This window comes from Pedobacter sp. ASV28 (genome assembly GCF_016428855.1).
Classification (GTDB): Bacteria; Bacteroidota; Bacteroidia; order Sphingobacteriales; family Sphingobacteriaceae; genus Pedobacter.
Map to the genome: position 1 here is coordinate 66,766 of NZ_JAELTN010000014.1, position 12,545 is coordinate 79,310.

Sequence of the window (12,545 nt, forward strand, 5' to 3'; positions counted from 1 at the left end):
TCTGTCGTATCTGCTTTTTTGATAATGGGGTTGTGGTCACAACGTTTGATTTAGGTGAGCGATCGATTAATAATTCTTAATTTCTACTCCTCCAAATAAAACCACCCCTCTTAATATCACTAATTTATTTTGGTCCTGCTCAATGGGCTGAATAGCCCTTTTATCGTCCACACCTCCAAAAATGGCAGTCACTTCCGATTTGATTTGCCAAGTTGGTGGAATAATGACCTTAAGGCCTCCAAAAATAGCGGTTACATCAATCACAATTTCACCTTGGAAATCTGCCTGTGTAAGGTTAAGGTCGCCCCCACCAAATATGGCTGTAATTTCCCCACCTTTTAAATTCTTCGAAAAAATAGTCTGCTGACTTCCGCCAAATACATTTACAGAGTCTATATAATCATGGTTGCTATAAGTTTTATCATGATTAGGAGCTGCAGGTTCGTTTGGATTTGGTGAGGAAAAGGAATCCAATCTTTCAAATCGTCTATTGAATCTGTCGTTTCTTCTTTTCCATCTTTCCTTATGGAAGTTATTTGTTCCTTTGGGCTTTAATATAAGATATAATCCCAACACTACCAGCATTAACGGCAACACTATGTTGGACATATCGTAGTCCCTAAATATATCCCGCAAGGTAAAATAGCTGCCTATCAATACCATAATAAACCATCCGCTATTTCTAAAGTTATGTCTGGCTCCTACAAATAGACCTATAGCAATAAGCAAAGTACTCCATTTAAAGATCCAGTGAGGCAAATGAAGTCCAAAATTGTTTAGCAATAAAAGCGAGCCTATTCCAATGATAAAAAGGCCGGCCCAAACTTTTCCTGAGCGGTTGATCATCTCTTTTTTATTAATATTTTCCATGTCCTTCGTTTTTAATATGCCTAAAAGTATAGCTAACCTTTAGGCTGTACAACGAAAGACAGCTGTTCAGCATTCAATTATCGGTAAAAAGCATTAATTTATCGGTAAAATAATTCGTTATTTTGAAAGTTCAATTCATTTAATATCGTTCATCAACATGTACAGATCAATCGTTGCTATCCTATTTCTATTGCCATTTGTTGCAGAAGCTCAAGATCTGAGCCAATATTACAAAATCTACGACGCCAAAAAACAGAAGACCATTTCGTTGGATGACATTGTTCTTGACATGAAAAATGTAGATGTATTATTTTTTGGTGAGGAACACAACGACTCTATAGGCCATTATTTAGAAGCCAGCCTTTTAAAACAACTGTCCATGAGCTACGAGAACAAAATGGCTTTAACATTAGAAATGTTCCATACCGATGTACAACCCGTTATTAATGAGTATTTATTGGGCATCATCAATGAAAAAAACTTTATAAAGGAAAGCAGGGCCTGGAACAACTATAAAGACTACCGGCCAATGATAGAATTTGCCAAAAGTGAAAAATTAGATGTTGTTGGCGGCAATGCCGCTACACGATACAGTAATGCCGTAACTAAAAATGGACTGGAGGTACTCAGATTATTACCTGCGGGCTCTAAACAGCTTTTAGCCCCTCTTCCCATTGATACTTTGACCGGACGGTATTATGAAAAGTTTTTAGCCCTTCTAGGTGGACATGGTATGGGCAACATGAAAGTTTATCAAACACAAAATTTTTGGGATGCTACCATGGCCTGGTCTATTGCCAAGTATGCAAAGGCCAACAAAGGCAAAAAGATTTTCCAGGTAAATGGCCGTTTTCACAGTGATGAAAGATTAGGCACTTATGCACAACTCAAAAAATATGCTCCCAAACTGAAAATACTTAACATTTCATCTTTTTCCGCAGATGATTTTGACCAGCCGGATTGGGGAAAATATAAAGAACTGGGCGATTACATTATCATCACAGACCCTAAAGTGAAGAGGAGCTTTTAATTATTTTTTACAGAAAAGCACGTTTAATATCAAAATAGTCATTTTTATAAATTTCTATTTTGGACACTTACGTTAATCATATAACCCGTTAATTCTTCCTTATAAAACATTGGAAAAGTAGCTTCAATAGTCTCTAATCAAACAATAACACCCTAAAATATTTTTTCAAAAACACAGATCAAAACAAAATATTTTTTCAAAAAATTAATTAAAAATAAAACAATATTTTGATTACCAATAAATTATAATTACATTTGAGCTCAATTAAAATACTTTATAATGCAACAAGGAACAGTAAAATTTTTCAATGAAACTAAAGGTTTTGGATTTATCGTACCATCGAATGGTGATAGCGAAATCTTTGTTCATTCATCAGGTTTATTGGATAACATTCGCGAGAATGATACCGTAACCTACGACGTCGAGCAAGGTAAAAAAGGCTTGAATGCAATTAATGTTAAGATCAGCTAATTAGATTCCTTCATAAATTGGTAAAAACATCCATCCTAATAGATGGATGTTTTTTTTTAAAGTAATGGCGACATCAACCTAGCCAGCTGTTCTAAAAATTTAAGATATCCTCTTCTATTCTGCCACCTGAAAGGGTCAATTTTTTCAGCGTTGGACAGGTCAATTTCAAATTGTTCGGCCATTCCCATAACAAAGTCCTTATCATATACAATGGCATTCACCTCAAAATTCAGGTCAAAACTTCTGAAATCCATATTTGCCGTGCCAATCATGCCTACCTCCCGATCAATAAACAGAGTCTTTGCATGTATAAATCCCTTTTGATATTTATAGATTTCTACCCCACAGTCCAACAAATCGCTATAATAAGAACTGGCCGCTGCATTGACCAATTTAGAATCAGAAATACCTGGCACCAATATCCTTACCCTTACACCGCTCAATGCAGCAATACTTAGGGCATCAAGCAGGCCATCACCAGGAATAAAATATGGGCTGGTTATGCAAATTTCTTTTTTAGCCGAATAAATGGCCTGTAAAATAGTAAACAAGATAACTGAATTTCTACTGTCAGGGCCACTGGCTGCAATCTGTAGCATTTTTCCTGGGTTTTGCTGTTCCGGTCTTCGGGGAAAGAAATCTGCCGAGAGTTCCACTTTTTCCCCACTACAAAATTGCCAATCACAAAGAAAAACATATTGAAGGTACCAAGCACCAGTTCCTGTAATCTTCAAGTGGGTATCTCTCCAATATAAATCATTATTCTTATTCCCATTTATATATTTATCGCTCACATTTATCCCCCCTACAAATGCTACCTGACCATCTATTACAATGATTTTTCTATGGTTTCGGTAATTGAGCCTATTTGCCAGCGCTACGAATTTGATCTTTAGGAAAGGCATAGCCTCTACCCCAGCCTGTTTTAACCGTTTTACTAATTTTCCTCTGATATCGCTACTGCCAAAATCATCGTATATAAACCTTACCGACACTCCTTCACCAACTTTTTGTATCAATACCTGTTCTATTTGTCTGCCTATGTCATCATCTTCATAAATGTAATATTCAAAGTGAATGGTCTTCTTTGCCTCTTTTAATGCCCCCAGTACTGCTGGAAACTTTTCTTCCCCATTATTCAATAGCTGGAGTTCATTATGGTAGGTAATTGGGCTAAAACTCTCCTTCAGCAACATTTTGGCAATATTCTGATGATTATTCAACGCTTCATTTCCTTTTTCAAAAGCCTCCTTAGAATAATTGCTTAGAATGTTCGTTAATCTGTTGGCCATATCTTCATCTTCAAATAGCTTTTTGGAATACATATTGTTCTTCCTATAATTAATGCCAAATGAGAAATAAATAAAAATCCCTACAAATGGCAGAAAAACAATCATGAGCAGATAGGCCAAAGTCTTGGTGGTAGTACGGGTATCATACACCACTCTTAAGCATACCGCTATCACAATAAGTACATAGACGATTTCACCTAGTAACAACCAATTCATTTCATATAGTAGCTATAAACATCATTAGATTATTAGATTAAATGTACGATCTTTCTCCTTCAAATGTCTAAACAAAAAAGAATACCTTGAAAAGCTATTGCACAATGACACCTTAAGCAAACAGCTGCAAGCCCCTCAAATTGATCATTTTAATCAGTTCTACTTACCCAATCAAGGGCTTCACCGAGCTTGTTCACGGCAAATCTTTAGCTTTGCCTGCTGTAATGTAATGGAAGCCGTCTGTAAAATTCTTTACCGCTTTCTGATCGGCAACAATGGCTATTTTTTTGCATTGGCTAAAGTGCTTTATACCTGCCAGCATATCTTGAAACCACGCACCTGCCGTGAAGTTTTCAACCTTGGTTTCCAACACGAGCATATAGTAAATTTCACTATACTTTTCAGCGAGAGACTGTAAGCCGAGCAATAATACTTTCTTAAGATCTTCTGCGTTAACCTGACCACTGGCCTTTACACCAAAAACATGAATTGGTAAGTTTTCTATAATTGTTAACATAAAAAACATCTAGCGATATGGATAACAACCCTATTTAACTAAGGTTTCATTTCTCTGATGTAAAAAATCATCAAGACAATAAAAATCAAGTTAGTTTTTTCCATTTTCAAAAACCAAACAATTGATTTTGTGTTATAATTAAAATTATAGACATGGGACAACGCTACACTCGTTTTTGTTCTTGTGTATTGGCATTCCTGCTGATACTTGGGAGCCTAAATCTGGATGCCCAGGAAAAAAAAACAGAAATTTTAAGTGCTGCAGAAAGCGATCCCATAAAAATGGGATGGATGAAGGGGTCTCCGCCTCCCGCAGATCGGACGCTATACTTTGAGGATGGAAGCTTTTTCCAATTCCCTGCCCTTAGATGGAGCACTTCGCACATGCGACAATTTATGCCCACAACTAATGTTTCCCGTGGCTTGGGCAATGCAAATCCAATGGCTATCAATTTGATAAAAGAGATTGATCAGGTGAAGTTCATCCCTTTAGGAGAAAAAAAGCCTATTACTTGGGAAGAGTCTCTAAAAAAGGTTTATGCAGATGGTATTATTGTCATGCATCACGGAAAAATTGTATATGAAAAATATTTTGGTGCATTAAAACAAGATGGGCAGCATGCAGCCATGTCAGTTACCAAATCCATTACCGGAACCTTAGGTATCATGCTGGCTAGAGAAGGTTTAATAGATACCAGTAAGTTGGTTTCACATTACATCCCTGAGCTTAAAAACTCAGCTTTTGGCGATGCCACTGTTAGACAAGTAATGGATATGACTACTGCGTTGAAATTCAGTGAAGATTATGCTGATCCAAATGCAGAAATCTGGCAATTTTCGGCTGCAGGAAATCCATTGCCAAAGCCAAAAGATTATAATGGGCCTAAGACCTACTATGAATACCTTCCCACTGTTAAAAAAAATGGGGTACACGGCGAAGCATTTGGCTATAAGACCGTAAACTCCGATGTTTTGGGCTGGATTATTACACGTGTTACGAAGCAGCCATTAGCTGAAGTTTTATCTGAGAAAATATGGCGCAAAATGGGCATGGAGCAAGATGCCTATTATTCTGTTGATGCGATAGGCACTGCATTTGCTGGTGGGGGATTTAATATGGGTTTAAGGGATATGGCACGTTTTGGGCAACTTATTTTGAACCATGGAATAGGCAATGGAAAACAGATCATTCCAAAATCGGCCATAGATGACATTCAAAAAGGAGGCAATAAAAGTGCATTTGAAAAAGCTAACTACTCTCTACTTAAAGGTTGGAGCTACAGAGATATGTGGTGGATAAGCCATAATGAGCATGGTGCTTTTTGCGCACGGGGGGTGCATGGTCAAGTCATCTACATCGATCCAAAAGCAGATATGGTCATTGTGAGGTTTGCTTCAAACCCTATAGCCAGTAATTCGGCCAACGATCCCTATTCGCTTCCTGCTTACCATGCCATCGCTAAGTTTCTCTTAACAAAAAAATAATCGCTCTTAACCCAAAACATTCATTATGAAAAAAACAGCCCTTATGGTACTTCTGGTTATTTCTATTAGTCTACCCACTTTTTCGCAAGGTCATTACTCTGGTTCATCGTTTAATCCAGGCGACTACTTTGCACCTCATCCAGGTTGGATCATTCCAGTTTGGTACGGGTATGCAAATATGGATTACCATAATGCTGCAGGAAATAAATCGGATGTGCTTATTAACCCTGCACCAGGAAATCCTACCTCCCTTAACATTAAACAAAACGTGGTTACCAATTCTTTTATTTTAATGGCTATTTATGGTGGCAAAGGTAAAATATTGGGCGCCAATTGGGGAATGATGATTATTCCCACACTGAATAGTCCAACTGCCAGTATTGCTTTAGATTATTATTCTAGTCAAACGGGTTCTGGCAATTATGTATTTACCAATAAAAGCCTAGGATTCGGCGATATGTATATACAACCTGTATGGCTATCGTGGACTAAAGGTAAATTTAGCTACGCCCTTAATTATAGTGCCTGGGCTCCTACAGGCCGATATAAACCGCACGACCTAGACAATGGAGGGCATGGCTATTGGTCTCACAACATTAGAGTAGCGGGAAATGTAAAAACAGATTCCAAGGTGAGTGTTACTCTCGCCGCCACAATGGAAATCAACCAATGGCAAAAAGATACAGACTTCAAAGAAGGAAGCCACTTGACATTTGATCTGGGAAGTTCGTATTTATTAAATAATAGAGGAGATATGGTCGGATTATTTAGTCATTATACCAGTCAGATTAGTGATGATAAAGGCACTAATGGCGGTTTTGTTTCCGATCGCATAGCAGGCATAGGTGGTTTTGTTTCTTATTGGATCACGCCAATGAAAGTTGGGGTGATGGCTAGGATCACTCAAAACTTTGCAGCAAAAAACAGGTTTGCTGGTACTGCTGTTCAGGCTGGAGTAAACATTTTAATTCCTAATGGATCACATTAAAACTTTTTAAGGAGTTAAAAGGTATATGCCCTTGGCTTGTTGTTGCCATCAGATTTTTTGTCGATTTTAGTAGCATAAAAATATGCTTACCTCCAAACTTGCCACTTACCGTCGAAAAAAAGGACTAACCCAAGAACAACTATCTGAATTGTCTGGGGTAACCACAAGAACAATCCAACGTATTGAAAAAGGGGCTGTTGTTCCGCATATGCATACCTTAAAGATACTGGCCAACTGCCTAGATATAGAAGCCAAACTGTTAATGGATGTACCGGAAAGTAATGCTGTACCTAAAGAAACGACAAAACAATTGCCCATAGTCCCTCTTTTTCACCTGCTTGCCCTTTTAGGACTTGGGTTTCCCATATTAAATATCATATTACCCTTTATCTTGTGGATCCTTAAAAAGGATGAAAACATTGATTTCGATAAACAGGGCAAGCAGGTGCTCAACTTTCATATTACCTTTACCATCCTGTTTTTTCCATCCATTGTTTTGATGGTTTATTTTTTCCCGGTAGGTTTCCCCTTAACCCTTCTAATCTATGCTTTTATGGTCATCGTTACCCTGGTCAACTTATTCCGGTCTATCAACCAACCTGAGGTAAAATACCCCTTCTCTTATCCCTTCTTAAAGATGCAATAGAAGTAATAGTCAAAAACAAGCCTTAAGACAACTTAAGGCCAATTTGTCGTGCAGTTGACGCAAAGATGTCGTTGTTTATCTTTTAATTTCATCAGAGATTTGATAAAAAACAAATCATGAAAAAATTAATGACGACCTTATTTTGTAGTATTTACTTCATTTCATCTGCGCAGCAGGTCACTACAGTTAAACAGCTGAATGGCCAAACTATTTCTATGGCAACATTAACAGATCGGTTAGCCCATATTGTGGACAGTTCAAAAATTATAGGTCTACAAGTAGCCATCATCAACAACAACCAAACTGTCTGGACAGGAAACTTCGGTTCTAGAAATATGGAAAAGGAATTGAAAATTGAAGACAATACCGTTATGTATGCTGCATCATTTACTAAAACGATAAGTGCCTACTTATTTCTTCGCCTGGTAGAAAAAGGCATATTTAAACTGGATATACCTGTTCAACATTACCTAAAAAAACCGATAGGCCAATATACCAAATGGAAAGATCTAGGCAATGATCCTGTTAGTTTTAATAAAATAACTTCAAGAATGCTTTTAAGCCATAGTTCAGGCATGCCTATATTACGAGGCTTATACCAAGGGAAAGTCGATCTGATTGTCAGACCTGGCGAAAAATTTTACTATTCTAATGAAGGACTAAATCTGCTTGGCTTTATGATGGAAGAATATACGGGCAAACGATTAGAGCAACTGGCCAAAGAAGAGGTTTTTATACCATTGCATATGGACCATACTTCTATGATTTGGAATCCAGCATTTGAAAGTAACTTCTCTTTGGCCTATTATAAAGATGGAAAAATTTATGGGGCTGAAAAAAGACTTGAAAGCCGGGCAGCTGGTTCAATGGTCACCACTGCTTTTGATTATGCAAAGTTTGTGGTCAATTTGATGTTGAAAAAAGGCTTGTCGAAAGAATTATACACGCAAATGCTTTCTTCTCAAATCGATGTGAAAAGTAAACGCGGATTTGGTCCTTTAAGGGATAGCCTAACGCTTGAAAATGATAAAATCCATTTGGCTTGGGGACTGGGTGTTGGAGTATTCCAAAGCCAAGTAGGCCGTGCATTTTTTCATACTGGTCATGGTGAGGCAAACCAAAACTACTTTGTCGCTTTTCCCCAAAAGGGCATTGCAGTGGTACTGTTAAGTAACAGTGAGAACTTTGAAGGTGTTTCAAATTTAATTTTAAGCACTTGTATTAGAGATAAATATTCACCTTTACGTTGGTTAGGCCATTTAGATAATTAAAAATAAACAGGGGCAAATGATGATTAGCGCTATTTGCCCATTAAGTGTATACCTTATGTTACACATTACTCTTGCACAAACAAGGTATTAAATTCGATTGTTTAGCCTTATGGATGAGTTAAGATGTTGGAAGAAAACCCGTAAATTAACTAATCAATACGTACACAGTTCATTTACCTTGATAGTATTTTTAACGAAAAATATTAGCCAATAGCTGATATATAGGGCATCGCTTTAAGAAAAAAATATTAATAAGACTAACACAAATAGGTTATAATGCTTAAATCGTACAAGCTTTCCCCTTAATTTAAAATATAGCCATTTGGCGATAAAAAATCGATAGCACAACATTCTTAAACTTAGGTTTACGCGATTACCATAGTACCCAATTCTAAATTAGACTCGCTCTCATGGAAATATGTCTTACAGCAAAAAAAGATTTCAAAGGAATCGACATCACTAAATTCCTACTTGCCATTTTGGTTGTCGCTGGGCACACCCATCCTTTTAAAGACATCAAAAATCCTATATTTAATCAGCTATGGAATTCAATATTGCTTTTAGTTGTTCCTTATTTTTTTATGGCAGCTGGTTTTTGCCTCTTCTCAAAAGTGTATCAAAAAACAGATAAAACATATCAATTAACCACCCTATGGTTTTACTTGAAAAGAATTGTTAGGTTATATGTATACTGGACCATCATATTTCTACCCATCACCATTTGGAGATATGCAACCGACAAATTGATATTTGAAAAAGATATTATATTGTTCATAAGAGGTACCTTTTTCTTTGGTGAAAATTATTACTCTTGGCCGCTTTGGTTTTTACTATCGATGATATATGCTATAGCCTTTATCTATTTTTTAACATTCATCAATCAGCAGGTGAGCACCATATTCTTGATTTCGATATTCGTTTTCATAACAGCTATGTTATTTAATTATTTAGTGACTGGAGAAAGTGAAAACAAGTATTTATTAACGGTGGGTAAAGATGTAAAATATCTATTTTTAACTGGCCGATTATTTACAGGCATGTTCTATCTTATGGTTGGAGGTTTGATCTCCATTAACAAGATAAGACCATCTGGTGCAATGCTGTTTTTTTTGGTAATAGTTGGCACAATTTTCCAGTTTTTAAAAATTGAGATTATTTCGCCATTACTATTTTCCTTGTTACCCATAACCTTATTTTATTTAACCCTAAACCTCAAATTGGAGGGGTTGAAAAACAATCTCTTTTTAAGAAAATGCAGTACGGTGTTGTATTTTACACATATGATCGTATTCTTTTTATATACCCTAATATTTAAAGAATTTACCTATTTCGGTTGGGACGCTTTTTTGGTATCGGTTATTATACCTATCATGATTACACCATTGGTTATACGTTATGAAGAAAGATTGCCGATTTTAAAAAGCCTGTTCGGGTAATCTTAAGAATTTAACCCTATTGCACTTGAACCTGTGACCAAGAGCTTATGAGATTACTTTGCTTTAACACCCAATAAACAATATCGCGGTTTGCATTCCAGAAACAAAAATATTATCTTAGTATGCCAATGGCCGGTTCAATAGTCCTAAACACTCTTTAAAAACAAAATCGCCTATGCCTTGGGATCCCCAGATCTACGAAGAGTTTAAAAATGTTCGCTATCAACCCTTTTATGATCTAATGGCAATGATTAGATCTGATCACCATCAGCACGCCATTGATTTGGGATGTGGAACAGGAGAACAGACTGCTATCCTTTCCGAAAAGTTTGGTAAGACCAATTTTATCGGTGTCGATTCATCTGTAGAGATGCTCGAGCATTCTAGCAGGCTAGCACACGCAAGGCTACACTTTATTCATGCCACTACCGAAGATATACTCCGTACCGGAGAGCAATGGGACCTCATATTCAGCAATGCGGCACTACAATGGTCAGACCATCACCATATCCTTTTCCCTTTGTTGCTGCAACGGCTAAACACTGGTGGAGAATTTGCCGTTCAAATGCCTGTACAGCCTGAAAACATCCTCAACAGACTGCTTTTTGAACTGATACAGGAAGAACCATTCTACAGCCAGCTTAAGGGTTGGAAAAGAGAATCGCCCCTATTGAGCATTGATGAATATACTCAGCTCCTTTTCGATGGTGGCCTCGAAAATCTGTCCATCATTCAAAAAGTCTACCCCATTATTGCACCCGACCATGAAACCCTTTATAATTTTATCGCAGGTTCTGCACTCATCCCCTACATGGATCGTCTTGATGAAGAACAGCGCAAAAAGTTTGCCTATACCTTCAAACAAAGGATAGCTGCACATTTTACCAAACTGCCTGCCATTTATGCCTTCAAAAGGTTATTGTTGTACGGAAGAAAGCCATGAGCTGCTAAAAGCAGACCGAAGTTTATAACGTGCTGTGGGAAAAGCAGGATACTACGTTGAATGTGCAAGATGTAAAAGGGGCATTACAACAAGGTATTCAACCTATTTTCCATCTCCATTTTTCACGTCTTTCACACATCTGAAACCCAAATTATTAGAGGCGCTGTTAATTTCGCCCTTGCCCCTACTTCCTGCTTTATAACGGTTACAATATTCATCGCTACATAAAAATGAACCTCCTCTTTGTACACGCTTTACCAAACCTGGTTCTTGTGGGTCGTAGCTATCTTTTGGCCCTGTTGGATTTTCTGCTGGACTATTCTGATAATAATCTGGACGATAATAATCGGCACACCATTCCCAAACATTGCCATCCATATCGTATAAACCAAAGGCATTGGCCTTATAAGATTTCACATCAGCTATTCCTTGGTATCCATCCTCCTTGGTATCGCCATTGGGAAAACGTCCTTGAAAGATATTGGCCTGCCATTTACCTGAAGGTTTAAGTTCGACACCCCAATAATAAGGTTGTTGCTCCTTTCCTGCCCTAGCAGCATATTCCCATTCGGCCTCAGTTGGCAAACGCTTTCCAGCCCATTTAGCATATGCCTCAGCATCTATATAACTCACATGAACCACAGGCTTTTTCGCTTCTGCTTTACTATCTGCACCGAAAGGATGTTTCCAACTAGCACCATATACATATTTCCACCATTGCAACGGATCATCTAAGGAAACCGGACGAGAAGGCGGAGCAAAAACAACCGAGCCTGGCACCAATCTCTCTAAAGGTACCCCAGGAAAATCTTTGGGATTGATCTCTCGTTCTGCAACTGTTTTATAGCCCGTGGCATCTACAAACTTCGCAAACTGCTCGTTTGTAACCTCATGCTCATCCATCCAAAAGCTGCGTAGTGTAACTTGATGTAGTGATTGTGCGTCTACAAAACTTCGATCTTCGGAGCCCATGGTAAATGATCCTCCTCTTACCAGAACCATTCCGGCTTTGCTTGCTATCGTCTTTGCCTGCTGCTCAGCTGCCTGATCGACTTGTTGATTACTATTGTGGCAAGCCACAATTAGCACAATGGCCATAAAAGTAAGGAATTTGAAAAAAAATCTCATCTTAATCATTTATGAGGTTAAGTTAACAAACTAAGTACTTAATAATGGCATTTTTGGACGTTAATTGTTCCGAATTGCACAGTTAAAATCGTAAAACTCAATTTTTCGGTAATTGAACCATGATCTAACAAACTTAGGTTCTGAACATTAAAAGAAATACTATTCTTTCAACTTACAGGCATTCCAAAAGACAAATACAATCCTCATTTCAGGTGGTAAAATACCCATTTCCGATTTGCAAAATTAATTTGCA

The 12,545-nt window shown here is 37.6% G+C and carries 12 protein-coding genes; 8 read left to right on the forward strand and 4 right to left on the reverse strand.

Features of this window, described 5'->3' with window-relative positions:
• Window positions 1-66 precede the first annotated feature (66 nt).
• A complete protein-coding gene (locus JHD79_RS07195) occupies window positions 67-870 on the reverse strand; it encodes a LiaF domain-containing protein (RefSeq protein WP_199118540.1) in 804 nt (267 codons plus the stop codon).
• Between the two features lie 157 nt (window positions 871-1,027).
• Between JHD79_RS07195 and JHD79_RS07200 the strand changes: the two genes are divergently transcribed.
• Window positions 1,028-1,900 carry a ChaN family lipoprotein gene (locus JHD79_RS07200; protein ID WP_199118541.1) on the forward strand — a complete coding sequence of 291 codons (873 nt, stop codon included), beginning with the start codon at window positions 1,028-1,030 and terminating at the stop codon, window positions 1,898-1,900.
• A 279-nt stretch (window positions 1,901-2,179) separates the two neighbouring features.
• Window positions 2,180-2,371 (forward strand): cold-shock protein, encoded by a 192-nt coding sequence (locus JHD79_RS07205; RefSeq protein WP_199118542.1) that lies wholly within the window; start codon window positions 2,180-2,182, stop codon window positions 2,369-2,371.
• 56 nt (window positions 2,372-2,427) lie between these two features.
• Here the strand turns inward: JHD79_RS07205 and cls are convergent, their stop codons facing one another.
• Together cls and JHD79_RS07215 are read right to left on the reverse strand one after the other, a co-directional pair.
• Window positions 2,428-3,879 (reverse strand): cardiolipin synthase, encoded by a 1,452-nt coding sequence (gene cls, locus JHD79_RS07210; protein WP_199118543.1) that lies wholly within the window; start codon window positions 3,877-3,879, stop codon window positions 2,428-2,430.
• A 193-nt stretch (window positions 3,880-4,072) separates the two neighbouring features.
• Window positions 4,073-4,396: an STAS/SEC14 domain-containing protein gene (locus tag JHD79_RS07215; protein ID WP_199118544.1), complete on the reverse strand. Its 324-nt coding sequence runs from the start codon at window positions 4,394-4,396 to the stop codon at window positions 4,073-4,075.
• A 152-nt stretch (window positions 4,397-4,548) separates the two neighbouring features.
• On the opposite strand from JHD79_RS07215, the gene JHD79_RS07220 reads away from it, so the two are divergent.
• The 6 genes from JHD79_RS07220 to JHD79_RS07245 all read left to right on the forward strand — a co-directional run bounded on the left by JHD79_RS07220 (window position 4,549) and on the right by JHD79_RS07245 (window position 11,164).
• A complete protein-coding gene (locus JHD79_RS07220) occupies window positions 4,549-5,880 on the forward strand; it encodes a serine hydrolase (RefSeq protein ID WP_199118545.1) in 1,332 nt (443 codons plus the stop codon).
• 25 nt (window positions 5,881-5,905) lie between these two features.
• The gene (locus JHD79_RS07225; protein WP_199118546.1) at window positions 5,906-6,868 is read left to right on the forward strand and encodes a transporter; all 963 of its coding nucleotides are present in this window, start codon (window positions 5,906-5,908) and stop codon (window positions 6,866-6,868) included.
• An 82-nt stretch (window positions 6,869-6,950) separates the two neighbouring features.
• Window positions 6,951-7,514, forward strand: a complete 564-nt coding sequence (locus JHD79_RS07230; RefSeq protein ID WP_199118547.1) for a helix-turn-helix domain-containing protein — start codon at window positions 6,951-6,953, stop codon at window positions 7,512-7,514.
• Between the two features lie 116 nt (window positions 7,515-7,630).
• Window positions 7,631-8,785, forward strand: a complete 1,155-nt coding sequence (locus tag JHD79_RS07235) for a serine hydrolase (RefSeq protein ID WP_199118548.1) — start codon at window positions 7,631-7,633, stop codon at window positions 8,783-8,785.
• A 410-nt stretch (window positions 8,786-9,195) separates the two neighbouring features.
• Window positions 9,196-10,221, forward strand: a complete 1,026-nt coding sequence (locus tag JHD79_RS07240; RefSeq protein WP_199118549.1) for an acyltransferase family protein — start codon at window positions 9,196-9,198, stop codon at window positions 10,219-10,221.
• 175 nt (window positions 10,222-10,396) lie between these two features.
• A complete protein-coding gene (locus tag JHD79_RS07245) occupies window positions 10,397-11,164 on the forward strand; it encodes a methyltransferase domain-containing protein (protein WP_199118550.1) in 768 nt (255 codons plus the stop codon).
• Between the two features lie 102 nt (window positions 11,165-11,266).
• On the opposite strand, the gene JHD79_RS07250 is transcribed toward JHD79_RS07245, so the two are convergent.
• The gene (locus JHD79_RS07250; RefSeq protein WP_233164604.1) at window positions 11,267-12,292 is read right to left on the reverse strand and encodes a formylglycine-generating enzyme family protein; all 1,026 of its coding nucleotides are present in this window, start codon (window positions 12,290-12,292) and stop codon (window positions 11,267-11,269) included.
• Window positions 12,293-12,545: the final 253 nt, after the last annotated feature.

What these genes read in the sequence shown, in the direction of transcription:
- JHD79_RS07195 (WP_199118540.1), bottom strand. Translation starts at nt 870, where the DNA reads ATGGAAAATATTAATAAAAAAGAGATGATCAACCGCTCAGGAAAAGTT.
- JHD79_RS07200 (WP_199118541.1), top strand. Translation starts at nt 1,028, where the DNA reads ATGTACAGATCAATCGTTGCTATCCTATTTCTATTGCCATTTGTTGCA.
- JHD79_RS07205 (WP_199118542.1), top strand. Translation starts at nt 2,180, where the DNA reads ATGCAACAAGGAACAGTAAAATTTTTCAATGAAACTAAAGGTTTTGGA.
- cls (WP_199118543.1), bottom strand. Translation starts at nt 3,879, where the DNA reads ATGAATTGGTTGTTACTAGGTGAAATCGTCTATGTACTTATTGTGATA.
- JHD79_RS07215 (WP_199118544.1), bottom strand. Translation starts at nt 4,396, where the DNA reads ATGTTAACAATTATAGAAAACTTACCAATTCATGTTTTTGGTGTAAAG.
- JHD79_RS07220 (WP_199118545.1), top strand. Translation starts at nt 4,549, where the DNA reads ATGGGACAACGCTACACTCGTTTTTGTTCTTGTGTATTGGCATTCCTG.
- JHD79_RS07225 (WP_199118546.1), top strand. Translation starts at nt 5,906, where the DNA reads ATGAAAAAAACAGCCCTTATGGTACTTCTGGTTATTTCTATTAGTCTA.
- JHD79_RS07230 (WP_199118547.1), top strand. Translation starts at nt 6,951, where the DNA reads ATGCTTACCTCCAAACTTGCCACTTACCGTCGAAAAAAAGGACTAACC.
- JHD79_RS07235 (WP_199118548.1), top strand. Translation starts at nt 7,631, where the DNA reads ATGAAAAAATTAATGACGACCTTATTTTGTAGTATTTACTTCATTTCA.
- JHD79_RS07240 (WP_199118549.1), top strand. Translation starts at nt 9,196, where the DNA reads ATGGAAATATGTCTTACAGCAAAAAAAGATTTCAAAGGAATCGACATC.
- JHD79_RS07245 (WP_199118550.1), top strand. Translation starts at nt 10,397, where the DNA reads ATGCCTTGGGATCCCCAGATCTACGAAGAGTTTAAAAATGTTCGCTAT.
- JHD79_RS07250 (WP_233164604.1), bottom strand. Translation starts at nt 12,292, where the DNA reads ATGAGATTTTTTTTCAAATTCCTTACTTTTATGGCCATTGTGCTAATT.